The organism is Hydrogenobaculum sp. Y04AAS1 (assembly GCF_000020785.1).
Classification (GTDB): domain Bacteria; phylum Aquificota; class Aquificia; order Aquificales; family Aquificaceae; genus Hydrogenobaculum.
Genome location: NC_011126.1, coordinates 709458 through 733518, shown reverse-complemented (window position 1 = coordinate 733518; position 24061 = coordinate 709458). Strand labels below are relative to the sequence as shown.

The 24061-nt window shown below is 34.1% G+C and carries 17 protein-coding genes; 1 reads left to right on the top strand and 16 read right to left on the bottom strand.

All coding sequences use genetic code 11. The features are described from left to right. Nucleotides 1-34: 34 nt before the first annotated feature. The 3 genes from HY04AAS1_RS03985 to HY04AAS1_RS03975 are packed head-to-tail and all read right to left on the bottom strand — an operon-like array spanning nt 35 to nt 5512. Complete coding sequence (locus tag HY04AAS1_RS03985; RefSeq protein ID WP_012513835.1) at nt 35-3118, bottom strand: CusA/CzcA family heavy metal efflux RND transporter; 3084 nt, start codon at nt 3116-3118, stop codon at nt 35-37. Nucleotides 3119-3122: 4 nt separating this feature from the next. Continuing rightward, complete coding sequence (locus tag HY04AAS1_RS03980; protein ID WP_012513834.1) at nt 3123-4244, bottom strand: efflux RND transporter periplasmic adaptor subunit; 1122 nt, start codon at nt 4242-4244, stop codon at nt 3123-3125. Continuing rightward, nucleotides 4241-5512 (bottom strand): TolC family protein, encoded by a 1272-nt coding sequence (locus tag HY04AAS1_RS03975; protein ID WP_012513833.1) that lies wholly within the window; start codon nt 5510-5512, stop codon nt 4241-4243. The genes HY04AAS1_RS03980 and HY04AAS1_RS03975 overlap by 4 nt, the downstream gene beginning before the upstream one ends. 104 nt (nt 5513-5616) lie before the next feature. Here HY04AAS1_RS03975 and HY04AAS1_RS03970 point away from each other — a divergent pair, with 104 nt between their 5' ends. Then, the gene (locus HY04AAS1_RS03970; protein ID WP_012513832.1) at nt 5617-5922 is read left to right on the top strand and encodes a hypothetical protein; all 306 of its coding nucleotides are present in this window, start codon (nt 5617-5619) and stop codon (nt 5920-5922) included. On the opposite strand, the gene HY04AAS1_RS03965 is transcribed toward HY04AAS1_RS03970, so the two are convergent. From HY04AAS1_RS03965 to HY04AAS1_RS03905, 13 genes are all read right to left on the bottom strand, one after another. Beyond that, on the bottom strand, nt 5919-6845 hold the full coding sequence (locus HY04AAS1_RS03965; protein ID WP_012513831.1) for a PfkB family carbohydrate kinase: 927 nt from the start codon (nt 6843-6845) through the stop codon (nt 5919-5921). The two genes, HY04AAS1_RS03970 and HY04AAS1_RS03965, sit on opposite strands and share 4 nt — an antisense overlap. Then, nucleotides 6835-8049, bottom strand: coding sequence for an aspartate kinase (locus HY04AAS1_RS03960; RefSeq protein ID WP_012513830.1), 1215 nt, complete (start codon nt 8047-8049; stop codon nt 6835-6837). Before HY04AAS1_RS03960 ends, HY04AAS1_RS03965 begins: the two co-directional genes overlap by 11 nt. Beyond that, nucleotides 8046-9629, bottom strand: coding sequence for a phosphoglycerate dehydrogenase (gene serA / locus HY04AAS1_RS03955; RefSeq protein WP_012513829.1), 1584 nt, complete (start codon nt 9627-9629; stop codon nt 8046-8048). Before serA ends, HY04AAS1_RS03960 begins: the two co-directional genes overlap by 4 nt. Nucleotides 9630-9712: 83 nt before the next feature. Continuing rightward, nucleotides 9713-12187: an AMP-binding protein gene (locus HY04AAS1_RS03950; protein ID WP_012513828.1), complete on the bottom strand. Its 2475-nt coding sequence runs from the start codon at nt 12185-12187 to the stop codon at nt 9713-9715. Continuing rightward, the gene (locus HY04AAS1_RS03945) at nt 12188-13051 is read right to left on the bottom strand and encodes a 50S ribosomal protein L11 methyltransferase (RefSeq protein ID WP_012513827.1); all 864 of its coding nucleotides are present in this window, start codon (nt 13049-13051) and stop codon (nt 12188-12190) included. It abuts the gene before it with no gap. A gap of 50 nt (nt 13052-13101) precedes the next feature. After that, on the bottom strand, nt 13102-16149 hold the full coding sequence (locus HY04AAS1_RS03940; RefSeq protein ID WP_012513826.1) for an efflux RND transporter permease subunit: 3048 nt from the start codon (nt 16147-16149) through the stop codon (nt 13102-13104). Further along, nucleotides 16146-17141, bottom strand: coding sequence for an efflux RND transporter periplasmic adaptor subunit (locus tag HY04AAS1_RS03935; protein ID WP_337954096.1), 996 nt, complete (start codon nt 17139-17141; stop codon nt 16146-16148). Before HY04AAS1_RS03935 ends, HY04AAS1_RS03940 begins: the two co-directional genes overlap by 4 nt. Before the next feature lie 42 nt (nt 17142-17183). Next, nucleotides 17184-18728 (bottom strand): AAA family ATPase, encoded by a 1545-nt coding sequence (locus tag HY04AAS1_RS03930; protein ID WP_012513824.1) that lies wholly within the window; start codon nt 18726-18728, stop codon nt 17184-17186. Beyond that, nucleotides 18725-19468, bottom strand: coding sequence for a pyrroline-5-carboxylate reductase (gene proC, locus HY04AAS1_RS03925; protein ID WP_012513823.1), 744 nt, complete (start codon nt 19466-19468; stop codon nt 18725-18727). The genes HY04AAS1_RS03930 and proC overlap by 4 nt, the downstream gene beginning before the upstream one ends. Continuing rightward, complete coding sequence (accC, locus tag HY04AAS1_RS03920) at nt 19465-20892, bottom strand: acetyl-CoA carboxylase biotin carboxylase subunit (protein ID WP_012513822.1); 1428 nt, start codon at nt 20890-20892, stop codon at nt 19465-19467. The genes proC and accC overlap by 4 nt, the downstream gene beginning before the upstream one ends. 20 nt (nt 20893-20912) lie before the next feature. Next, complete coding sequence (locus HY04AAS1_RS03915; RefSeq protein ID WP_012513821.1) at nt 20913-21662, bottom strand: hypothetical protein; 750 nt, start codon at nt 21660-21662, stop codon at nt 20913-20915. Beyond that, nucleotides 21649-22596, bottom strand: a complete 948-nt coding sequence (gene lpxK / locus HY04AAS1_RS03910; RefSeq protein ID WP_012513820.1) for a tetraacyldisaccharide 4'-kinase — start codon at nt 22594-22596, stop codon at nt 21649-21651. Before lpxK ends, HY04AAS1_RS03915 begins: the two co-directional genes overlap by 14 nt. 25 nt (nt 22597-22621) lie before the next feature. Continuing rightward, the gene (locus HY04AAS1_RS03905) at nt 22622-23839 is read right to left on the bottom strand and encodes a glycosyltransferase (protein WP_012513819.1); all 1218 of its coding nucleotides are present in this window, start codon (nt 23837-23839) and stop codon (nt 22622-22624) included. Nucleotides 23840-24061: the final 222 nt, after the last annotated feature.

Here is a 24061-nt window from a genome sequence, read left to right as displayed (position 1 = left end):
AAAGTATTAGCATAGGTGAGGTATGAGGGAGGGATTAAAACTTAGCATAATCTTTTGGCGGTATTATATAAAGAAGCACTGGTATTAAAAGTAAGGTAGCAATAGTACCTATGCTCATACCACTTACTACCACTACAGCCAAAGGTTTTTGCACTTGTGTGCCTATACCTGTTCTTACAGCTGCAGGTAATAGTCCTAAAGCTGCCACTAAACCTGTCATCAATACAGGTCTAAACTTATCTTTCATAGTTTCTATGACAGCATCGTAAACTGATAACCCACTTTCATAAAGTCTAATAAACTGGGTCACTATGACAGAACCATTCATAATAGAAACACCCATTATAGATATAAATCCTATGGCAGAGGAAACGCTAAAAGCCATTTTAAGGACAAGGAGCGTTACTATAGCAGTGCCTATAGCCACTATCGCACTTGAAAAAGCTACAAAAGTATATCTTAAAGATTTGAAGTAAAGATACAAAATAGCCAAAGCTATGAAAACAGCCACTGGTATTATGATAGCCATTTGGTGCTGAGCTTGTATCATCTGTTTGTATTCGCCACTCCATTCAAGATGATAGCCTGGTGGTAGCTTTACAGATTTTGCTATAGCTTCTTTGGCGCTTTTGATAACGCCCCCTACGTTTGATGTGGTTATGCTAAATTTTATAGGTAAGAATCTTTGATAATTTTCTCTATATATAAAGAAAGCTCCTATATGATATTGTACATTTGCTACATCACCAAGTTTAATAAGCTGTCCAGTGGGGGTTAATATTGGTATAGAAGCTATATCTTTAGCAGTTTTCCTATAATCTTTGGGAAATCTTATAACCAAATCAAATTGCTCATCACCCTTTAGTACTTCTGTCACTGGAGAACTTCCTATTGCAGCTTGTATTATATTTAAAACATCTCCAGTATTTAAACCATATCTTGCAGCTTTTTCTCTATCTACCCTTACATCTATCTCAGGTTGTCCTAATTCTTTATACATTCCTACATCTGCCATACCTTTTACATGTTCTAGTATTGGGGTTATCTCTCTTCCTAATTTATCTAATTCTTTTAAATTTGGTCCATATATTTTTAAAGAGTTTTCACCCTTCACCCCAGAAAGCACCTCGTCAAAGTTGTCTTGGATATATTGAGAAAAGTTTACATCACCACCAGGAAACATTTTTTCCAGATGCTTTCTCATTATATTTTCAAGCTTTTTCTTAGTCATTCCAGAGGGCCATTTGGAATATGGTAAAAGCTGGATAGAATATTCTGTATCATAAGGGCCAACGTCATCGGTACCATCTTCAGGTCTTCCGGCTCTACTATCTGCTGAGATTACTTCTGGAAATGTCATCATATACTGTCTTACTTCATTGGCATATTTATGGGATGTAGAAAGAGCTATGCTGTATGGAAATGTAATTCTTAGGTATATATTACCTTCATCTAAGGTTGGTATAAACTCTGTTCCTAAAAACTTGAAACTTATCAGCATAATAGCTATTACAATGAAACTAACTATCGCAAAAGGTTTTGCTATTTTTAATATTTGTTTTAGGATTTTAATATAAAAATTTGTTAGCAACAAGGGAAGTTTTGGTTCTTTTTTATCTATTTGTTTTTTGACAAGACCTATAGCAGATGGTACAAAAGTAAAAGTAAGGATTATAGCTATAGCTAAAGCGTATACATAGGTTCTTGCCATAGGGCTAAACAAAACCCCTTGGGCTCCGCTCATCATGAAAAGTGGTATAAAAGAAGCTATTATGATAAGTATAGAAAATAACACTGGTTTTCCTATATCCATTGTAGCGTAAGCTATAACGTAATCTGCGTTATGATTATCTTTTTCTTCTGATATTCTAAAGATATTTTCTGCTAAAAGTATAGCACTATCTATGATAATACCAAAATCTACAGCTCCTAAAGATATGAGATTTGCTTCTTCACCTCTTATAGCCATAAGAGCTAGTGTGGATATGAGTGCAACCGGTACTACAGATGCAACAATAAGAGCCACTGGCACATCTCCCAAGAAGAAAATCACCATGGCAAGTATCAAGATAATACCTATTGTGGCGTTTTCTTTAATCTTATGTATAACAGCGTTTAGAAGGGTTTGTCTTGTGTAATATGGTACCAACTCCACCCCTTGAGATTTGTATTGTTCGTTTAATTCTTTAATTTTTTTGTTTAAAGCTCTCAAAGTAGGTACAGACTGGGCGTCTTTTCTCATAACAGCCGTTACCACTACCACTTGATTTCTTGAATACCATTTTCCGTTTGGTTCTCTTATACTAAGCCCCATGTAACCTTGGACTGGTGCATGTCCTATTCTTACTTTACCGATATCTGCCACGGTGATAGGCGTACCGTTGTAGTTTGTTAAAACTATATTTTTTATATCATTTAAATTTTTTATAAGCCCAATACCACGGATTGTGTATGTTTGCTCTCCTATTTCTGTGTAATTGCCACCTACGTTTATATTGGCGTTTGCTATGGCGTTTTGTACTTGAGATAGTGTAAGGTTATACTTTACAAGCTTTTGAGGGTCTACTATTACCTGATATTGCTTTTCAAAACCACCAATAGGATTGCAATCTTCTATACCTGGTACAGTTTTAATTTGCCTACATATAGGCCAATCTGCTAAGGTTCTTAAGTACATAAGAGATTGGTGTTTTAAGCCCCTTACTTGAAATCTCATTACCTCGCCCACCGGGTTTGATTGGATAACTGGTTGTACACCTGGTGGAAGATTAACTTGGGTAAGCCTATTTATAACGTGCTGTTTAGCGGCATCATAGCTTATATCGTAGCTAAATGTAACTTTCACATCAGAAAGTCCGTACAAAGAAAGTGTGTTTATCTTAGTGGCGTAAGGTATTGCCGAAAGAGCACTTTCAAGAGGTATAGTCACTTGCTTTTCTACTTCTTTTGCGGAGTGTCCAGCGTATATAGCGGTAATTTCTACTACTACCGGAGAGTAATCAGGGAATGGTTCTACATCAAGCTTTTTAAGGCCAAATATAGAAAATATAAAAAGCAGAACAGTTATAAATATAAACACTATTTTATTTTGTAAAACAAAATTTATAAATGACCTCATAGGTTTACTCTCCTCCTATAGAACCCTTTATCAAAAGACTTCCGGAGGCCACTATGCTATCACCTTCGTTAAGGCCGCTCTTTATATACGCTGTGCCGTCTTTTACTTGATATACTTTTACTTCTGTTTTTTTATACTTTCCATTTTCATACTTTAAAACATAAAATTTATTGTTGTCAAATATTAAAGCGCTTTGAGGTATTGCTATTGCATTTACAGAATTTGGCATGATCTTTACGTTTACAAACATATTTGGTTTTAGGAAGTTTTGTATGTTTTGAACATTTATATAAACCTTGTAAGTCCTTGTGTTTGGATCTACTATATCTCCTACATAAAATACCTTACCTTTAAAATCAACTCCTGGATAAGAAGATGTTGTGATATCCACTTCTTGACCAGGTTTTATGAACCTTATATCTTTGCTAAAAGCATCTGCTTCTACCATCACATGGGATGTATCTACTATCGTAGCAAGTGGTGTATAAGGATCTACAATGATCTTTTCACCAGGGTGTATGTTTAATTTTGCTACTACACCATCGGCTGGACTTGTAATATATTTTGTCATTACGTAAGAACCACCACCTCTTAAACCTATTATACGCATTTGGGCATAGTATCCATCCATGAGGGCTTTGGAAGATTTTAGATTTGCTATAGCGTTATCAAGATCAAACTTTGACATAGAACCAATAGTGTAAAGCTTTTTTGTAAGCTCGTAAGTTTTTTTAGCAAGCTCGTATTGGGCTTTTGCTTGAAGATAATTTGAATATAGGTTAGCCACATCGGCAGATTTTACCAAGAAAAGAGGTTGTCCTATGTGGACATTTTGGCCTATGTTTACAAGCACTCTTTCTATAACACCGTTCACAGATGAAGTAACGTTTACAACCCCATTTGGAGAAGATTTTACAGTGCCTGGGAGTTTTAGGCTTTTAGTAAAGGTGGAAACTTTTACTTTTACTATTTTTATATTGTTTGTCTCTGGGGATTTCACTTCATTTTGATTGGTAGTGTTGTTTGAGGCTTTAGAGTTGTTGCAACTAGTACTAGTAAAAGCCATGCAAACCAAACCTGATAAAAAAGCACCTCTAAAAATACCTTTGAAAATCTTAGTCTTCATAAGCTGCCCCTACTATAAAAATCTAAAAGTGTTCTACTTAACATAAGTTGATACAAAGCACTTCTGTAACTTGCCATAAAATCTTTATAAGTTCTCTCTGCATCTAACAAATCTAGTACGGATATACCTCTTAAAGCAAAAGATTTTTGAGATATATCTAAGATTTTTTCAATTTCTTTCTTTTTCTCCACGTAAGCTCTAAAGGTTTTTTGTGCGCTCAAAAAGTTTTGATAAGCTTGATAAGTTTGTGTTTTAGCTGTATTTTCTAAGTTTTTTAGCATCAGTTTATCTTGTTTTATACTGTAAGCTGCGTTTAGTATACCACCTACGTTTCTATCAAATATAGGAAGTGGAAAAGTAAGCCCAGCACCTATCATAAAAGGATATCTTCTACCTTCCGAGTCTATTCCCACCGTATCTATTTCAAAGTTAAAGGTTAAATCTGGTATATTTTGGGCTTTTTGGAATTTTAAATTGTAAAGATCTGATTGAAGTTGATATCTTGCAGCTTTTATGTCAAATCTATTCAAAGCAAGCTCTTCATATTTTTTCAAGTTAGGTTTTTGATTTAGTAAAAATGCCACTGGATAACCAGCTTTTAATCGTATAGGTTTTTTTATTCTCATTAGGGTTTTTAACTGTTTTAAATCATTTTTATATTGAGACTGGGCTTGATATACAGCACTTTGAAGGTTTACTTTGTAAACAGACAATTTAAAATAATCAAGATTTGATATAAAACCGTAATCTCTTTGATATTTTGCAATCTTTAAAACTTTTTCATAATTATCAAGGTCATCTTTAGCTTGTCTTAAAGCTATTTTGTCTATTATCACTTGATAATATAGACTCATAAATCCAATGAGAAGATTTCTTACATTGTCATCGTGGGTAAAAATAGAAGATTTGTAAAGAGCATAGTTTAACTTCATATTTAGGCTTCTTTTGCCACCCATTCTGAAAAGCTTAGCTATACCTATGTTTGATGTGGAATCTCTACTTCTTAACTCTCCATTTCTTATTTCGTGCTGTACGCTTGACATGTATATACTTGGATTTGTATGGGCTTTTGATTCAAGATAGTTTGCGTAAGCTTTATCTATGTTGTATTTATCTATTAAAACGTTGTAGTTGTTGTGTATAAAGATAGAAACTGCTTGAGCCGGTGTTAGCTCTAATGGTTTTTCTTCTGAGAATGAAGTTTTTGATATTAAAAGCCCATATACCAAGAAACCAAAAACAACGCCTTTTATTTTATCTAATCTCATACATATATTGTGCCATAAGATTGTTAATTTTTTATGAAATCTATATATCTTTATAAATGATATAAATTAGATATTCTTAAGTTTCTATTTATTACTTTTATCTTATGGCTTGTGAAAGTGTTTTGTATGAATTTAAAACAAATGCTATTACCTACTTTTATAAAGATTTGGAAAATATACTTAGATTAGACATATTTATATGGTTTCCTATGGATTATGGATTTCTTGGTATATATGAAGCTAAGGGTGTTGATGCGGAACTGATAGTAAGAAAAGATGGTAGCATAGATATAAATTTTAAAGATGGTGATAAAGCTTGCTGCTATAAAGGTATGTGTAAAAATATATCTGAGCTTTTGGAGTTTTTGGAAGAGATATCAAACTATTGGGGGTTTGGTGGTTTGTTCTAAAGATTTTCCAATATTTCTTCTTTTGTGGTAGAAGCAGCTCCTATTTTTGATACTACTATACCAGCTGCTGTGTTTGCTATCTCGCAAGCTTCGTTGGTTTTAGCACCAGCAAGAAGCGATGCCGTTAAAACCGCTATAAAAGTATCACCAGCACCAGTAACATCATAAACTTCTTTGGCTTTTGCGCTGTAAGTATGAATAGCATCATCTTCAAAAAAAGCTACACCTTTAGGTCCAAGGGTTATAGCTAAATATGTTAGGTTTAGCTCAGTTTTTAGGCTTTTACCAAGAGTTATTATATCCTCTTCATTGAACATCGTTTTGGCTTCTTTTTCGTTTGGAGTTAGCAAGGTTACATTGTGGTAAAATTGTTTGTGGGAGGGTTTTGGATCTGCTGCTACAAAAGGGTAGTTTTTTATTAAAGACTTTACAAGCTCTTTTGTGATAAGTCCTTTAGCATAATCAGATACTATTATACCGTCTATATCTTTTGGAAGCTTATCTAAAATTTGCTTAAAATCTAAAAAAGGAGATTTGTCTTCCCAATCTATCCTTATAAGCTGTTGATGAGAGGCTATTATGCGGGTTTTTTGGGTGGTAGGTTTATCTGAGACTATGTTTAGGTTTTCTATGTTTAGTTCTTTTAATTTTTTTGACATTATTATATTTGCGTTGTCGTTGCCCACCACACCGCATAGGTATGTGTTTACTCCCAAGTGTGATAAGTTGGAGGCCACGTTTGCAGCCCCACCTAATCTGTATTCTTCTGAAAGAACTTCTACCACTGGCACCGGCGCTTCTGGGGATATTCTTTCAACGTTTCCAAAAAGATAATGATCAAGCATTACATCGCCTATTACGGCAATTTTTAAGTTTTTAAAAGCATCTAAAATTTCAGAAGCTCTTTTTTTATCAAGACTCATCTTTTTCTATAAACTCTTCGTGTAGTGCTCTAACGGCTAACTCTGTATATTTTTCATCTATAAGACAAGATATCTTTATCTCGGAAGTGGATATGGCTTTTATATTTATGTTGTTTGCGGCAAGCACTTCAAACATACGTCCAGCTATACCGTAAGCGCTTTTCATACCTATGCCTACTACAGATATCTTAGCTACATCATCATCTCTTAGTACATCTCTTGCGTTTAATTGCTTAGCTACTTTTTTGGTAATTTCTTCTGCTTTGTGAGCGTCGTTTTTGTTTACTGTAAAAGACATATCTGTATATCCATCCACAGATACATTTTGCACAATCATATCTACTACTATGTGAGACTCCCCTAAGCTCTTAAAAATCTCAGCAGCTATACCAGGTTTATCTGGTATGTGAGTTATTGTAATCCTTGATTCGTTAACATCGGCAGTTATAGCTCTTACGGCTTTTTTCTCCATAATTTCTTCCTCCGGTACTATCCAAGTGCCTTCTGCCTCTTCAAAAGAAGATCTAACGTGTATGCGAGAGCCAAATTTTGCAGCAAACTCAACGCTTTTTATCTGCATTACCTTAGCACCCAACGACGCCATCTCAAGCATCTCTTCGTAGGATATGTAATCTATCTTCTTAGCATGCTTTACTATGCGCGGATCTGTGGTATAAACGCCGTTAACGTCTGTGTATATCTCACAATCTGCTTTTAGATATCCAGCTAAAGCTACAGCGGTAGTGTCAGAACCGCCTCTTCCTAAGGTGGTTATATCTCCATGCTCGTCTATGCCTTGAAAACCAGCCACTATTGGTATTATATTTTTTCCTAAAAGCTCAAAAACCTTTTTTGTGTTTATATTTTTAATGTTGGCTTTAAAATGCACACCGTCTGTCTCTATAGGCATTTGCCAACCACACAAACTAACAGCGTCATATCCTTTTTTTATAAGCATAAGAGCAAAAAGGGCTATAGCTTGTTGCTCACCGGTGGATATAAGCTGGTCTAACTCTCTGTAATTTGGATGCTCTTCTATGGTTTTTGCTAGCTTTATAAGTCTTTCGGTCTCACCGGACATCGCTGAGGACACCACCACAGGCTTGTAGCCTCTTTTTATAGCGTTTATAACTTTGTTGGCGGCATTTTCTATGCGCTCTATAGACCCAACGGATGTACCACCAAACTTTTGTACCAGTATCATAAGATTACCTGCTTCATAGAGATAATTTGTGGTATTCTCTTTAGTTTTTCCAACACCTCATCGCTTACTTTAGAATCTAGGTTCAATACTCCTAATGCTAATCCGCCTTTTTTCTCTCTCCCTAATCTAAAGCCAGCTATATTGACATTGGCTTGACCTAAGATAGACCCTATGGTACCTATTACCCCAGGTGCGTCTTTATTTTCAAATACAAGCATAACACCTTCTGGCTCAACGTCCACATAGAATCTATCTATTTGCAAGATGCGAGGTATTTGATTTTCTATTAGACTACCACCTACAACTTTTTCTTGTACGTCTCCGTAAGCGGTTATTTTTATATAATGTTTAAAGTCTTGAGACTCCTCATTTGCTATTTCCTCTACTTCTATGCCGTAATCTTTTGCAAGATATGTAGCATTTATTATATTTACTGGATAATCTGTTATACTTTTTAAAACACCTTTTAACACAGCAGCTACTACAGGTTTTGAGTTTTGAGCCAAGTCTCCTATAACTTCTATTTTTATCTTTTTTATACCGTCTGTGCTAAGCTGAGCTACAAGACTTCCCATATTTTCAGCCAAATCTAAGTGCGGTTTTATAAGTGTTATCACAGATATATCTGGGAAAGGTGCATTTACTACGTAATCTACGGGCTGACCCTTAAGGGCTTTGGTTACTTGCTGAGCTATTATGATACCAACATTTTCTTGAGATTCATAGGTATTTGCTCCTATGTGAGCGCTCAAAGATACATTTTTACATTCTCTAAAAGCATCAACGAGCTCTTTTGGTGGTGGTTCTTTACTAAAAACATCTATACCAGCTCCGTATAGTTTCCCGCTTTTAAGAGCTTCTATAAGATCCCATTCTACTATGATACCACCCCTAGCGCAGTTTATAACAATAGCACCATCTTTCATCTTAGCGATGCGTTCTTTGTTGATCATTCCTTTCGTTTCGTGGGTTAGTGGTGTATGAACGGTGATAACATCCGAGATCCCCAACATTTCATCCAAATCATCGTATAGTTTTACTCCCAATCTATCACCTTTTTCTCTTGGTATATAAGGATCATAGGCAATGACCTTCATTCCAAAGGCTTTTGCCCTTATGGCCACTTGAGAGCCTATGTTTCCTAAACCTATTATACCTAATGTTTTTCCAAAAAGCTCAATACCCATAAAACTATGTCTTTCCCATCTATAATCCATTATGGTGTTGTGGGTTTTGTGTATAGTTCTGATGATATTTATCATATGTCCTATGGTGAGCTCTGTGGCGCCTATCGTATTTGCTCCGGGTGTATTACATACCAAAATACCCTTTTTAGAAGCTGTTTCTATATCTACGTTGTCTACGCCTACCCCTGCCCTTCCTATAACTTTTAGATTCTTCGCCCTTTCTAAGAGCTCTGTGGTGATGGGGGTCCTACTTCTTGTGACTATTGCATCGTAATTTCCCACTATTTCTAAGAGCTCTTCAAACTTGATTTCTGGATAATAATCAACTTCAAATTCTTTTTTAAGAATCTCTACGCCTTTTGGGGATATTGGGTCGGTGATTAAAACTTTCATAAAAACCTCCGCAACATTAGTTAGAATATATATTATAGCACATAAATAAGCTAAGCCTTTGCTAAAAGCCAAAAACTACATAATTAAGATAAATTAAGAAGGGATTGCACCGCTTCTTCCAACCTTCCTATGATTTCATCGTAAGAAAACTCGTAATCTAAAAGAGGCCATCCATACCTTACAACGATCTTTTTAGGTTTTGGAAATATATCACCTATCTTCATTGAATCGTAAGACCCTTTTATAGCCGTTGGGACAATAGGTACTTTAAGTTCTTTGCTCAATATAGCCACGCCTTTTTTAAATGGAAGTAGTTTACCGTTTCTAGTTCTAGCTCCTTCTGGAAATATAACTAAATTTTTTTTGCTTTTTAAAACAGCTGCAGATTTTATGAGTGTTTCTTTAACGCTGGATTGGGTATCTACTGTTATAACATGAAAATATTTAGCAACAATAGTTCCAACTTTGCCTTCAAAGTATTCTTTTGCTCCTACAAAATATGTATCTTTTATAAGTTCTTTTGGCAAGGAAGCCGCTATTAAAAATCCATCTAAATAACTAGCGTGATTTGGTGCTATTATAAATGGATTTTCTTTTGGTAGATTTGGTAAGCCCTCTACTTGGAACTTAAAGTAAACTCTAAAACTTTGTTTTAACAAATAAGAACCGTATACTAAAACTTCGTCTTTGTATTCTAATGTTTCAGCAGGAGCGGTTTCGCTTAGTATGTCGTGCCAGTTTACTTCTTTTGTTTGCTTAGCTTCTTTGTCTAGTACCAAGTTCATTAATTGCTCTACAGATAAATATTTAGAAAGTTCTTTTTCTGATATTTGTATACCAAAGGTTCTATCTAAAAAGCTTAAAAGTTCCACCTTATCCAAAGAATCCAAACCAAGGTCTATCTCTATGTGATCTTTAGGAGATATATCACTTTTGTATCTCCTGAGATAATCAAGCAATATTCCTTCTTGTTCTGTCAATATACCAATAAGTTTTTTTTCTTCTTCTTTATAAGTTTGCTCTTTAGCTTTTAATGGTACGTTGTCTTGGGCTTTTAACAAAAACCTTTTTATTTTTCCAAGTCTTGTCTTTGGCAGTTCTTCTTCTCTTATGCTAAAATCAGTTATATTTTTGTAAGAAGGCAACTCACGGTTTACCTTATCGATAACTTCCCAAGTAATATATTCTCTTAGATTTAATATACCTTTTTCTTTTACCAACTCAAAATTTGGTACTATTATGGCATGTAGATGTCCATTTTGTTCTATAACAGCCACTTCTTTTACTATATCGCTTTTGGAAAGAATAAGGTTTTCAATTTCTTCTGGTATTACTTTTTTGCCGTTTTCAAGCACTATAAGCTCTTTTTTCCTACCTATTATGTAAAGATAACCATCTTCATCTAGATAACCTATATCACCAGTATAGAACCAACCATCTTTTATAGCTTCATTTGTAAGGTCAGGTCTTTGCCAATAACCTTTCATAACATTTTTTCCTTTTACCAAAACCTCGCCATCTTCTGCTATTTTCACTTCTACCCCAGGAATAGGTTTTCCAACAGAACCTATTTTTATACTACCGGGTACGTTAAAGCTTACTATAGGTGATGTCTCAGTAAGACCATACCCTTCCAATACATCAAATCCAAGCATATAAAGATCGTGTGCTATATTTGGATCTAATTTAGCCCCGCCACTTATAAAATATTTGAGATTACCGCCAAAGCTTTTGTGAACTTTTTTAAAAATAATCTTACCAAGCTTGGGACTACCAACAAAATCTACAAAGGAAAACATCTTTTTTGCTACAGGAATATCTTTTATCTCTCCAAATATTTTGTCGTGTAATATTTTGTAAAGCTTTGGTACCCCAATGAGAGCAGTTACTTTGTTTGCAATGATTAAATTTATCAACGAACTAGAAGAAAGGTTTTCGCTAAATATAATTGTAGCGCCAAGATAAATTGGTACCAATAAAGATACCATGAGAGGATAAGCATGGTGAAATGGAAGAAGAGCTATGGTGATGTCTTTTGAGGAAGCTATATTTTCTTTAGCTATAGCCTCTGTGTTAGATTGAAGGTTTCCAAACGTAAGCATGACACCTTTAGGTTGTCCAGTGGTACCAGAGGTATAAAGAATGAGAGCTATATCTTCAGAAATGTTTGTGATGGGCTCTTTAGGGTCTTGGAAAGGTATAAAATCTTCTATATCTATAACCTCTACCTTATATCTATGCCTTTTTACGGCTTTTGCAAAAGTATCTTTTAGATCGCTTGACACAAAAGCATAAGTTGGTCTTGCATCTTGAATAATAAACGCCACTTCATCTTCGGAAGCCATATGGTCTATAGGTACTGCTATACCTCCCCTTCTCCATATACCAAAAAGAGCATAAACCCATTCTGGTTTATTTTCTGAGAATATTACAACCCTATCCCCCGGTATTATATCTATGGCTACGCTGTAAAATTCTGCTTTGTCTATTAACTCTTTGTAAGATATGTTTTTACCTTTGTATATAAAAGCTGTTTTGTCATAAAATCTCAAAAACATTTAACACTTCCTAGTAAAATCTATTTTAGTATCCAGGTTGCTATTATTTTCCATTTCAACGTGTTTTACTACAAATCCATGCCAATCGTTTTTTGTGGTTTGTTTTAGGATTTTAAGATGTAGATTGTTAATCATATCTTTAATAAGTTTATCCTCATCTTTGTATATGCCTGATATTGTAAGATATTTTTTAAATAGCTTTGCGATGTTTGGAAGCTCTTTTTCGAAAATATGCATTTCTAAGTTGGCTAAAACTACATCATAAACTCCAATAAAATAATCGTAGAAAAACTCATCTTTTATATGTTTTAATTTTTTAGAGCTATATTCAAATCTTCTTATAAGAATATCTTCTGGAGATGCCACTTCAAAGTGTATATCTTCAATACGGTTGTTTTTTGCATTTTCTATAGCCTCCTGGATAGCTATTGGATCTATATCTATACCTTTTACATAGCTTTTGCTAAGATATTTGCTGGCAATTGTAAGTATACCGCTTCCACATCCTACATCCAACACACTGTCGTAAGCTCCTATAAAATCTTTCATCAAAGATAGCATGAGCTTTGTGCTCTCGTGAAGACCTGTGCCAAAGGCCATACCTTTTTTAATCTTTATTGGTATAGCGTAAGAGGGCACTATCACAAAAATATCTTCTTTTATAGGTTCTATCTCACCAAATTCAAATTCATCGTAGTTTATCTTTTTTATCTCTATTGGTTCTATGCCATCTATCTTTTTGTCTGTTGATATTTTCCATAGATTTTCTTTCTTTTCTAAAATCTCAAAACCAAAAGCCTCTTCTATAAGCGAATCCTCTAAAAGCTCTTTGTCTATTTCGTATATAAAAATTTGATATTCCATATAAACATTATAAATAAAAATGATGTTCAAATTTTAAACTTCTAAAAGTATCATAGATTTTTTGAAAGTCTAAGCTTAAGGAATATACCCCTTAGCGTGGTGTAAAAGATTGGAAGAGCAAGAAGTGAAAGAAATATACCTATAAAAAGACCACCCATAACAGATATTGCCATATTTTGTATTACTTCTGTTCCTCTTCCAATAGCCAAAGCTATAGGCAAAAACCCAAGTACATCTGCTACCATTGTCATAAGTATAGGTCTAAAGCGTTTTTTACAAGCGTTTAGCATGGCTTCTTTATGGGATACATTTTCTTCTAACTCTTTGTTGTAATAATCAAATATCAAGATACCGTTGTTTACAACAACGCTTAAAACCAAAAGCATACCCATAAACGATGTAACGTCTAAGGGCTTATTGGTTATCATCAGGGCTAAAAAAACCCCCACCACAGACAACGATAGCACAAAAATAACCGATAAAGCTTGTAGGAGTGAGCCAAATTGAAATATTAAAAGCGCCAAAACTATCAGTACAGAAAAGCCTATCACTATAAACATCTCTTTAAAAGATTGTTGCTGTTCTTTGTAAAAACCTTCTATGGTGTAATAATATCCTTGTGGCATAACAATATTATTAAGCACTTTTTTTAAAACTCTTATTCCAAGAGCCAAATCTTCATGGTGCATTTTCACTCTCACCACAGATACATTCTGAAGGTTTCTTCTTGTAATACCCGGTACATTTTTTTCAAATCTTATATTTGCTACCAAAGAAATTGGTATATACATGTGTTTTTTGGAAGAGTAGATGTTTATATCTTTTATGGTTTCTTCGTTTGGATCAAAAGGTTCGTAAGCTCTTATAAATATCCTTTCTTGACCTTTTAGATAGTTTGTAAGTGTTATGCCCCAAAGATGAAGCTTTAATGTATTTACCACGTCGTCGTAAGTTATGCCATAGTTGGAGTAAGCGTCTTTTTTCAAGGAAATATAATAATAAGGCCCGTAAAATAGCGTTTTTAAATTTACCTCTTTGAAGATAGGTTCTTTGGCTATTTTATCTCTTATTTCTTCTCCAAGTTTTACAAGGGTTTCTGGATCAGAGCCATGTATTACTACAGAAAAAGGAGCATGCTGGCCTGTGATATCGCCAAGTCTGTCTCTTAAAACTTGGGCCATATCAAACTCTTTCAAAACATGTATTTTTGCATCTACTTTTTGTCTTATTTCTCTCATTACTTCAAAAATAGATTTTGTCCTGTGGTCTTTTAAGGTAATAAGCATATCTCCCTTGTTGGTGGGGTTTCTTGGTTGGCCTAAAGATGCACCTATTCTTACCGAATAGTGCTTTACCTCTGGTATAGACGCCACTATCTTTTCTATGTGTTTTACTATCTGGTATGTGTTTTGAGAAGATGCACCGGAGGGTCCTGTGAAATCAAGCACAAACATACCCTCATCCCATTCTGGTAAAAACCCGGTTTTCATGCTTTTATAAAGACCAAACGATGTTAAAAGCAACAAAGCTACTATTAAAATACTTAAATTTTTTCTTTTGTAAAAACTAAGAAAAAGTTTTTTATAGATATTTGTAAGTTTTAAAAGCCAATTAGGTTCTGGTTTTACAACTTTTGGTATAGCTATGTAAGCTATAGAAGGGGTTATTGTCATAGAAACAAACTGAGATATTAAGAGCGCCAAAATAACAGCCAAAGCTAGCTCTTTAAAGAATGTACCAATGATACCAGATAAGAAAAAAAGAGGAGCAAATACACTAACAGATGTAAGCGTTGCAAGTGTCATGGGTTTTAGGATTTCAGAAGATGCATCTATTACAGATTCAAGCTTTGGTCTTGGTTTGTTTATATTTTTCTCTATGTTTTCCATTACCACAATAGCATGATCTACTAGAGCTCCTATAGATGCCGCCAAACCACCAAGACTCATGAGATTTAAGCTTCCATGTAGTATATACATAAAAAGTAATGCACATAAGATGCTTACTGGTATAACTATAGCTGTTAGAAGAGAAAGCCTAACGTTGTTTAGAAAAATAGCTATGACCACAAGTGTGATCAATGATCCTATTATGATGGCATCTATAACGCTTCTTATAGAAGAGCTTATAAAATCTGTGACATCAAACCATTTTACAATATGAGCATGGGGTGGGAGTTTCAAGCTTTTGAGGGTTTTATCCACTTCATTTACAATTTTTATAGCATTGGCATTGTTGGTCCTGTGTATGTTAAATATAACTGTGGAAGGATACCCGTCTACGTTAACGTAAGAGAGCATAGGATAATGACCTTTTACCACATAGGCAACATCTCCAAGGGTTATAGTCTGGTTGTTGTAGTATATTGGAATGTTCAATATATCTTGTTCATCTTTTGGGGTTTGAATACCAAACACTAAAATAGAAAAGTTTTTCTGATTGTATTCACCTATAAAGTGATTTTGTGTATAGCTTCTTATATCGTTTAAGATTACGCTTATAGGTATATTTAATTTCTGTATAACAGAAGGATTTAAAACTACGTCCATAGTGCTATAAGTTCCACCGACCATATCCACTTCATAAACGCCCGGTATAGACAAAAGGGCTGGTTTTATTGTATACCTTACTATGTTGCTAAGTTTGTTTATAGGTAGTTCTCTTGATACTAAAGCATAACCTGCTATAGAATAGGCGCTAGGTCCCATAAGTCTTACATCAAAACTCGCCTTTACTCCCATATCCATTTGAAGTTCTGATATTTTTGACATAATCATTTGATAAGCTCTATAAGGGTTTGTATTTGGACTAAAATATACGTTTAGCATAACAAGACCTGGTCCAGTTCTTGATCTTACGTCTGTCACACCTTCTACAGATTTTATCCCTTGTTCCATTGGTATGGTGATATTTGAGAGGGTTTTTTGGATAGGTTCATAGTTGGCATTTACTGTAATAACTACCCTTGGATATACGACGTTTGGAAATATATCTTCTGGTAGTTTGAAAGATAGCATATAACCAAGTACAGATAATACGCCAAAGATTATAAAAAATGCGTATCTATTTTTTATAGCAAAGCTTACAAAGGATCTCATTTAACCTTTTCGCCATCTTTTAGAAGCTTAGCACCTTTACAAACTACACTATCCCCTATTACTCCAGAAACCACATAGTATTGCCCCATATTGCCTAATATTTTTACAGGTATATTTTTTACTTTATCACCTTGCTCTATAAAAACGCTTGGCCTGTTGTTATAAAGTACTAAAGCTTTTGAAGGTATTCTTTGACCTTGTATTGTTTTTACAATAAAAGCTTTTAAACTGCTTCCTGGATTTTCATAAGAAGATATGGGTAATATTACGGCTAACCTCGATTTATCATCTTGAAAGGCGTTTATAGGATACAGTTTGTTCTCAAACAAAATCTTATCTGTATGTGAGATTTTCATATTAAAAGGTATAAAAAACTCCCCATAAAGCTTTTTGGCGCTTATAAAAGCGATCGGAGATCCTGGATTTACATTGCTACCGCTTGGGACTACATTTGAAACAATTCCGTCAAAAGGAGCTTTTATAATACCATAAGATGCTTCATCTTCTAAAGATTTTTTAAGATATATGTTTTTATCAAGCTCTCCTTTAGCCAAAGCCAAATCCGTTTTTATTTGAGAATACTCTTGATATGACATAGAACCAAGCTTATATAGTTTTTTCGCCCTCTCGTAGCGAGACATGTAATATTTTAGTTTTTTCTTAGAAGCCTCTATGTCTTGGGCTATTGATAGGGCTTTATCTTGAAAAACTTTTGTATCGAGCTTTGCTATAACCTGTCCTTTTTTTACAAAGTCTCCATTTTTAACGTAAACAGATTTTAATATCCCTCCAATGGGTGAACTCACATAAGTGGCAGCTTGGTTTTGTACTTCTCCGTATATTGGTGTTTTTACTTGGTAAGCTCCGTAAACTACTTTGCATAAAGCTATATTTGGTGATTTTATCCCTTTGCTTATTTCTTTAGTTTTTGGCTTTTCGCAAGAAAATAAAGACAACATCAATACTAAAAGCCCAAAAACGTAAAATTTCATGGATAGCATGATATCAGATGTCTATGATATATTAGTGAAAAACTAAGGAAACTGTTCTATTAGCTTTTTTGCACCTTTTTTTGTGTCTTCGTTTACAATACCCATAAGCCTTGAAAGCTCTTCTATTCTTTCTTCTTTGGTGAGACTTTTTATTTGTATATCGTTTGATTGCCTTTTTACCAATATGTGATTAGAAGAAGCGGCGGCTAGGGCTGGAGTATGGCTTATGCAAATTATTTGAGCGTTTTTTGATATGTCTTTAAGAAGTTTTGCAATAGATATAGAAGCCTCACCGCTGGTGCCAGCGTCTATTTCGTCATATACGTAAGTTTCATAATCCCCAAGTACTGATGATATAGCTAAAACTATCCTTGATGTCTCTCCCCAAGAGGCTATTTCAGCTAGTTCTTTCATGTGTTCTTTTGAATAAGAAGAAAATAAAAACGTTATATCGTCTATGCCATTTCTTGATAACTCCTTTGGTTTTATATCTATATCAAAATAAGCTTCTTTTAAGTTTAAAAGCTTTAAAATGTTGTTTACTAAAGTGCTTATCTCTTTAGCCTTTGCTTTTCTTAAATTAGATAGCTCATTGGCTTTTTCTAATGCTTCTTTTTTAAGATAATCTATTTCTTTAAACATATGTTCTATGTTTTCTTTTAAGGCTTTTAGAGCCGACATATTTTCCTTGTAAGATTTTTTTACCTCAAACATTTTTTCAAAAGGCATTTTGTATTTTCTCTCTAAGGATTGTACGTTGAATATAGTTTCGTTTAACTTATCTATTAACTCCACATCAACGTATACTTTGTAAGAAGCTATAAAAGACACTGTTTCTAAGAGTTGATCTTTCAAAGCATTTAGCTTATCTATAGCCTTTTGTAAGTCTTCTTTATAAGAAAGAGCTTGGTTTATTTGGGATATTGAGTAGTTTATCTTAGAGATTGCACTATGGTCACTGTATTCTAAGGCATTCAACACATTTTGAATATAGGTATTTATCTTTTCTGCATGCTGTAACTCTTCTGCTTTTAACTTTATATCGTTGTAAGTATCCTTTTCTAAGTTTAAGGCTTCTAATGACTCTATAAGTTCTTTGTTTTTCTCTATCTCTTTTTCCAAAGATTCTTTTTGGAAAAGTAAATCTTTTAAGAGCTCTTCTTTTTGTTTTAAAGCATCAAAATATTCTACAAACTCTTTCTTTTTCCTTTGAATGTCTTTATCCTTGTCTAGTATCTCTAACTGATGATGTTTTTTAAAAATCTTTGATTGAGAAGATTGAGCTTGAAACATAACACTTTGTCCAAAGGTTTCTAAGACTGTTCTTTGGTTTGATGTCATTCCGTTTATGTAAAACTTAGATTTTCCTGCCTTTGTTTCTCTTCTTACTATATCCTCGTTTATTTCTATTTCTACAGAGGCATTATCAGAAGACGATGCTAAAAGCCCAAGACAAAACTTGATAGCATCCATAAGCATTGATTTACCAGCCCCAGACTCACCGGTGATAACGTTTAGACCTTCTTTAAACTCTATGTATTGGGATTTTAAAAGAAGGTAAGATTCTATCTTGATACTCTTAATCATAAGCTTTTGGACTTTTGATAAGCTTTTATAAAAGTTTCCATCAATATACCTTTAAGTCCTGTTTTTTCTATATTGTATATCCCCTCTATCGTAGTACCGGCCGGCGAGCTAACCTTTAAAACGAGTTCTTCTTCGTTGTAAGCTTTTAAAATCTCTAAAGTCCCTTCTATGGTAGCTATAGCTAGGTCGTAGGATATGTCTTTGTTTAATCCCATATAGATACCAGAAAGTCTCATGGCTTCTACAACACTTGCTATAAAAGCAGGTCCCGAACCACCAATAGCGGTAAAAGCATCAAAGTGTTTTTCATCAAGTTCATAAACTTTTCCAAGATGTTGTAATATGCTTTTTATAACATCTTTTTTAGCATCTTCACTATAAAAACCTATTACACCTTTTTTGTAAATAACAGCTAAATTTGGCATAATCCTTGTGATATAAGCATCTTTTATATGTTCTTTCAATCTTGAAACGCTTATACCAGCAAGCATGCTTACCAAAGATTTCTCGTTAAAATTTAGCCCTTTCAAAGATGTTAAGTCTTGGGGTTTTATAGATAAGATAATTAAATCTGCACTGTCTAACAAAAACTCAATAGAACTTGCAAAACCGACTCCGTCTTTTATTGAAAAGTCTTTTTTTGATGTGTCTTTATCAAAGGCTATAACATCGTAATGGTCTTTTAAACCAAGGGCAAATGCTCTACCCATATTTCCGTATCCTATGATACCTATTCTCATAAGCCGTAATAACTCGCCAATGCTGCTGATATAGCTAAAGCCAATACATCTTTTGGCTTTTCGCCTTCTATTTTATAATCGTATTGACTTAACCTATTATCAAGGAAGCTTGTATCAAAATCACCTCTTATAAAATCTTCATCTCTTATTATTTCTCTATGAAGCTGTAAATTTGTAGGTATACCTCTTATAATAAATTCGTCTAACGCTCTTTTAGCTCTTGCCACAGCTCTTTCCCAATCAAGAGCCCATACGCAGAGCTTGCTTACCAAAGAATCGTAGTAAGGCGGTATTATATAATCTTTGTAAATAGCAGAGTCCATTCTTACTCCTATGCCACCAGGTGAGTGATAGGCGGTAACCCGCCCTGGGGATGGCGCAAAGTTCCTTTTTGGATCCTCGGCGTTTATCCTAAACTGTATAGTGCAGCCCCTAAAAGAGATATCATTTTGTACAAAGCTAAGCGGTTCTCCATTTGCAATCCTTATCATCTGCTCTACAATGTCTATACCTGTTATCATCTCCGTTATGGTGTGTTCTACTTGAAGTCTAGTATTCATCTCTATAAAATAAAACTCATTGGTGGTTTGATCTAGTATAAACTCTATGGTGCCAGCGCTTTCGTATCCATATTTCATCATAGCTCTTACCGACATACCAAGCATCTTGTTTCTTACGTTTTTATCAAGTTTTGGAGATGGTGTTATCTCTATTATTTTTTGATGACGTCTTTGTATAGAACAATCCCTTTCACCAAGATGCACAACGTTTCCATACTTGTCTGCTAAAATTTGGACCTCTATGTGCTTTGGCCTTTGAATATACTTTTCTATAAAAATATCTCCTTTTCCGAAAAAAGCCAAAGACTCTTTTTGAGCTGATTCAAAGTTTTGTTTTAGATCTTCTTTTTTATAAACAACCCTCATTCCCCTACCGCCACCACCGTATGCAGCTTTTAATATGATGGGATATCCTATACATTCAGCTATATCGTAAGCATCCTCTAATTTTGTAATGGGTTCATCGCTTCCGGGGACTACAGGTATACCTAAGTTTTTCATAACTTTTTTTGCTTTTACCTTATCCCCAAAGGTTTCTATCTGTTCTGGTGTAGGACCTATAAAGATAAAACCGGCGTCTATACAGGCTTGGGCAAATTCATGATTTTCAGATAAAAATCCATAACCTGGATGTATAGCGTCAGCACCTGATTGTTTTGCTATGTTTATTATCTTGTTGTAATCAAGGTAAGCTTTTATAGGATCCATGGGAATAAGATATGCCTCATCAGCCTTTTTTATATGTAAAGAATTTATATCAGCTTCAGAATATATAGCCACCGTTTTTATGTCAAGCTCTTTGCAGGCTCTTATGATACGTACAGCTACTTCTCCTCTGTTTGCTATAAGTACTTTTTTAATCATACTTTAATTATATAAAATTTTTAGGGTATATTTATGAGAAATTGGATTTTATTTTCCATGACACTTGATGGCATAGGTGGGGCTTGTAAATTCTTTTCACAGGTGGCTGATCCTTTTTGAGTTCCTAAAAGCTTTAAACTTCCGTCTTTGTAAAGCTCAAACATCAGCACTCCTTCTCCCTTACAGTTTTGATGTATATAGTGAAATACATTTTCTAAATAGCTAAGAAAGTCAAAATAAGAACCCAGCGTGCTTATGTTTTTAGGCTTCATTTGTGGGAGGCTTTTGGCTTTTTCCTTTGAGGGTTTGATGTTTGAAGGAGTGTTAGAAGGTTTTTTTGTTTTGGATTGATCTTTTTTTTGGTTTTCACTTTTTTTAGAAGAGCCTTCTTTAGAAGATGTTTTGGTATTTACAATAGAATGTGTTTTTGTGGTAGATGTTTCTTGTTTTGGTGTTAATGTAGCTTCTTTGGTTGTTGGTATTGTAAAATTGTAGTTTGGTGTGTAGAGGCTTGTTTTTTTAATGTTTTTGGCCTTTGGTATAGGTTTTTTTATAGTTTTTTGATTTTTAGTATGCTTTTTTTCGTTTTTGTGAGTGTTTGAGATCTTTTTAGGGGTTTTTTCGTTGTTTTCTTGTTTTATGGTGCTTATGTAAATTAGTTTATTTGGTTTTTTAAAGGGTATATTTATTTTTATAAAAAAAAGAAAAAAAGATAGATGTATGAAGATTGACAATAAAAAGCCATATATAAAAAACTTATGTCTTCTCATATTTACTTTTTACAAAATCCATAAAACCAGGAATATCTAACGTAGTATCAACACCCAAAATAAATTGATCAAAATTTCTAAGTTTTACAAGGTCTTTTGTGGTGCAGATATAATTTTTACCTTGCTTTAAATCTTCTTTTTTAAAAAAGTAATGATCTGGAAAAACTTTTATATCTTCTATAATAAACCCTATATCTTTTGATAGATTTTCAACGAACTTTATAAAGGGCTTTTCATCTCCTATGGCACAAACTATGCTAAAACTTTTACCTTTAACATAAGATATATCAACATCTTCAAAATTTTTATCAACAAAGGCTCTAAAAACAGCTTTTGCCCTAAAGATAGGTTTGTTTATGCTGATATTAGGCATATCAAAAGACTCTAATCTTGTTATAATTAAAGCATCTGCTCTATTTATAGAACTATAAGGCTCTCTTAGGTTTCCCCAAGGAAGAAGATGGTCTTTTATACGGTTTGCTGGCATTAGCAAAATATCTAAATCCCTTTTTATATATCTATGAGAAAAAGCATCGTCTAATATTATCATCTTTGAACCTAACTTCTTACAGATCTCAGCTCCTTCTATTCTCTTAAAAGCTACTACAACATTAGCCCTGGTTTTTAAAAATATTTCTACGGCTTCATCTCCATAGATTTTTGTATCAAAAGAGCTTACTATAAGATTTTCGCTTGATGCCCTTTTATAACCTCTTAACACTATACAGGGATTTAAATCTTTGAAAGCTTTTGCAAGGTATATAGAAACTTGGGTTTTACCAGTTCCGCCTACACTTAGATTTCCTATAGATATTACAAAGACACCCGGGTGTTTGGCTTTTAGTATATTAAAATCAAAAAGTTTATTCCTAAGCCATATACCAGCTCCATAAAGAAAAGAAGCTGGAGCTAAAAGCCCCCTTATGAAGTTCATTTAATAAGTATATCAAGTTTTAGTTTTAAGTCTCTTGTTGGTTATCCATTGTGTTGCTAATTGATTGTTCGTAAATTTGCTTTATTATATCTGCTACAAACTGAGCTCTTTGGGTTTCTGTAAAGCTTGACTCTACTTTAGAGCGACCGTTTTTTGCAATCTCCATGGCTTGGTCTTCGTTTTCTAAGAAAAATAAAAGTTTTTCTTCTATTTCAAGCCTATCAAGAGGGGTATAAGCCACTATCTCATGATCTGGTATAAAAAATCCCGGTAGGGATGCCCTATAATCTATAAAAGCACAAGAACCTTGAGATATGACTTCAATGGGTGTAAAGCCTATTCCGGAGGGTACTATCGAAGGAAAGCTAAGAAATGTTATTATGGAGTTTGCATATATATTTAAAACGTCCTCTTGTGTTTCGGCGCTTATCACCTCTTGACCTTCTTTTAACGATACCTGAGAATCTCCTAAAATCTTTATCTCTATGCCTTCCAAAAAGTTTATTACAAAGAGTCTTTTTCTTGCTGTATTGTAGAGTCCGACGTTTACTAAAAAGTTTATATAAGCTTCTGGTGATTCGTTTCTCCATTTTAAAAATTTTTCTTGTATTTCGTAGTTAAAAAATGGAAGCATGTATTCTACGGCAAATATAACATCTACTTCTGGATTTCTTCGCATGAATTCACCAACCTCTACGAATACTGGCATTACCTCTTCTGGGAAGATTTTTGCACTTTCTTGTACTATGATATTTGGATCCACGATAGGCCCTGGGAAAAGAACTTTTATTTCCTTCTCTTGAGGTATCGGTCTTTGTAGTAGTTCTTCAGATACGAAAGGAGCTAAGAAGTATATATTTTGATAGCCTATACTTCTTAAGAAATCAGCATGTTTCATATCTGTTATCATTTGTATAAAGTTTCTAGACTCTCTTCCGTTCAAAAGGGCAGGATAATATAGCATCGGATCTTCAGTGAAAACACTTATATGCAAAAAGCCAAAAGCATCACACAAAGAAACTCTATCGCCGTTGGATTCACCGTAAACCAAAGCAGAACCATTTACATCCATTACAAAAAATGGCCTTTGCTCTTGCAAAAAGTTTACATAAGCATCTATATTGTTATAATCAATATCATAAAATATAAGCTCTATGCCAAATTGGTTGAGTTTTTGAGCCATCCTCTCCACATAATGAGCGTTGTAGCTAAGACCGGGTGTTCTTACAAAAATTCCTTTCATAGTAAAAACTATTATAAACTAAAATCATAAATAAAGTTTTACTTGTTAAAATCTTAAAATAAGATCTTTAAGTTTGTAAAGTGTGCTTTAGCCGTTCTCCATTCTTTGGATAGTCTTAGCTTTGAAATGAGCCTTCATCTCTCTATTTCTAAGTGTGCTTTAGTCGTTCTCCACTTTTCGGCTTGCCGTAGTTTTGAAACGAGTCTTTGCCTCTCTCTAGTT

Bases quoted from the DNA above. Each gene is read 5' to 3' on its own strand.
- HY04AAS1_RS03985 (WP_012513835.1), bottom strand. From the start codon at position 3,118: ATGAGGTCATTTATAAATTTTGTTTTACAAAATAAAATAGTGTTTATA.
- HY04AAS1_RS03980 (WP_012513834.1), bottom strand. From the start codon at position 4,244: ATGAAGACTAAGATTTTCAAAGGTATTTTTAGAGGTGCTTTTTTATCA.
- HY04AAS1_RS03975 (WP_012513833.1), bottom strand. From the start codon at position 5,512: ATGAGATTAGATAAAATAAAAGGCGTTGTTTTTGGTTTCTTGGTATAT.
- HY04AAS1_RS03970 (WP_012513832.1), top strand. From the start codon at position 5,617: ATGGCTTGTGAAAGTGTTTTGTATGAATTTAAAACAAATGCTATTACC.
- HY04AAS1_RS03965 (WP_012513831.1), bottom strand. From the start codon at position 6,845: ATGAGTCTTGATAAAAAAAGAGCTTCTGAAATTTTAGATGCTTTTAAA.
- HY04AAS1_RS03960 (WP_012513830.1), bottom strand. From the start codon at position 8,049: ATGATACTGGTACAAAAGTTTGGTGGTACATCCGTTGGGTCTATAGAG.
- serA (WP_012513829.1), bottom strand. From the start codon at position 9,629: ATGAAAGTTTTAATCACCGACCCAATATCCCCAAAAGGCGTAGAGATT.
- HY04AAS1_RS03950 (WP_012513828.1), bottom strand. From the start codon at position 12,187: ATGTTTTTGAGATTTTATGACAAAACAGCTTTTATATACAAAGGTAAA.
- HY04AAS1_RS03945 (WP_012513827.1), bottom strand. From the start codon at position 13,051: ATGGAATATCAAATTTTTATATACGAAATAGACAAAGAGCTTTTAGAG.
- HY04AAS1_RS03940 (WP_012513826.1), bottom strand. From the start codon at position 16,149: ATGAGATCCTTTGTAAGCTTTGCTATAAAAAATAGATACGCATTTTTT.
- HY04AAS1_RS03935 (WP_337954096.1), bottom strand. From the start codon at position 17,141: ATGAAATTTTACGTTTTTGGGCTTTTAGTATTGATGTTGTCTTTATTT.
- HY04AAS1_RS03930 (WP_012513824.1), bottom strand. From the start codon at position 18,728: ATGATTAAGAGTATCAAGATAGAATCTTACCTTCTTTTAAAATCCCAA.
- proC (WP_012513823.1), bottom strand. From the start codon at position 19,468: ATGAGAATAGGTATCATAGGATACGGAAATATGGGTAGAGCATTTGCC.
- accC (WP_012513822.1), bottom strand. From the start codon at position 20,892: ATGATTAAAAAAGTACTTATAGCAAACAGAGGAGAAGTAGCTGTACGT.
- HY04AAS1_RS03915 (WP_012513821.1), bottom strand. From the start codon at position 21,662: ATGAGAAGACATAAGTTTTTTATATATGGCTTTTTATTGTCAATCTTC.
- lpxK (WP_012513820.1), bottom strand. From the start codon at position 22,596: ATGAACTTCATAAGGGGGCTTTTAGCTCCAGCTTCTTTTCTTTATGGA.
- HY04AAS1_RS03905 (WP_012513819.1), bottom strand. From the start codon at position 23,839: ATGAAAGGAATTTTTGTAAGAACACCCGGTCTTAGCTACAACGCTCAT.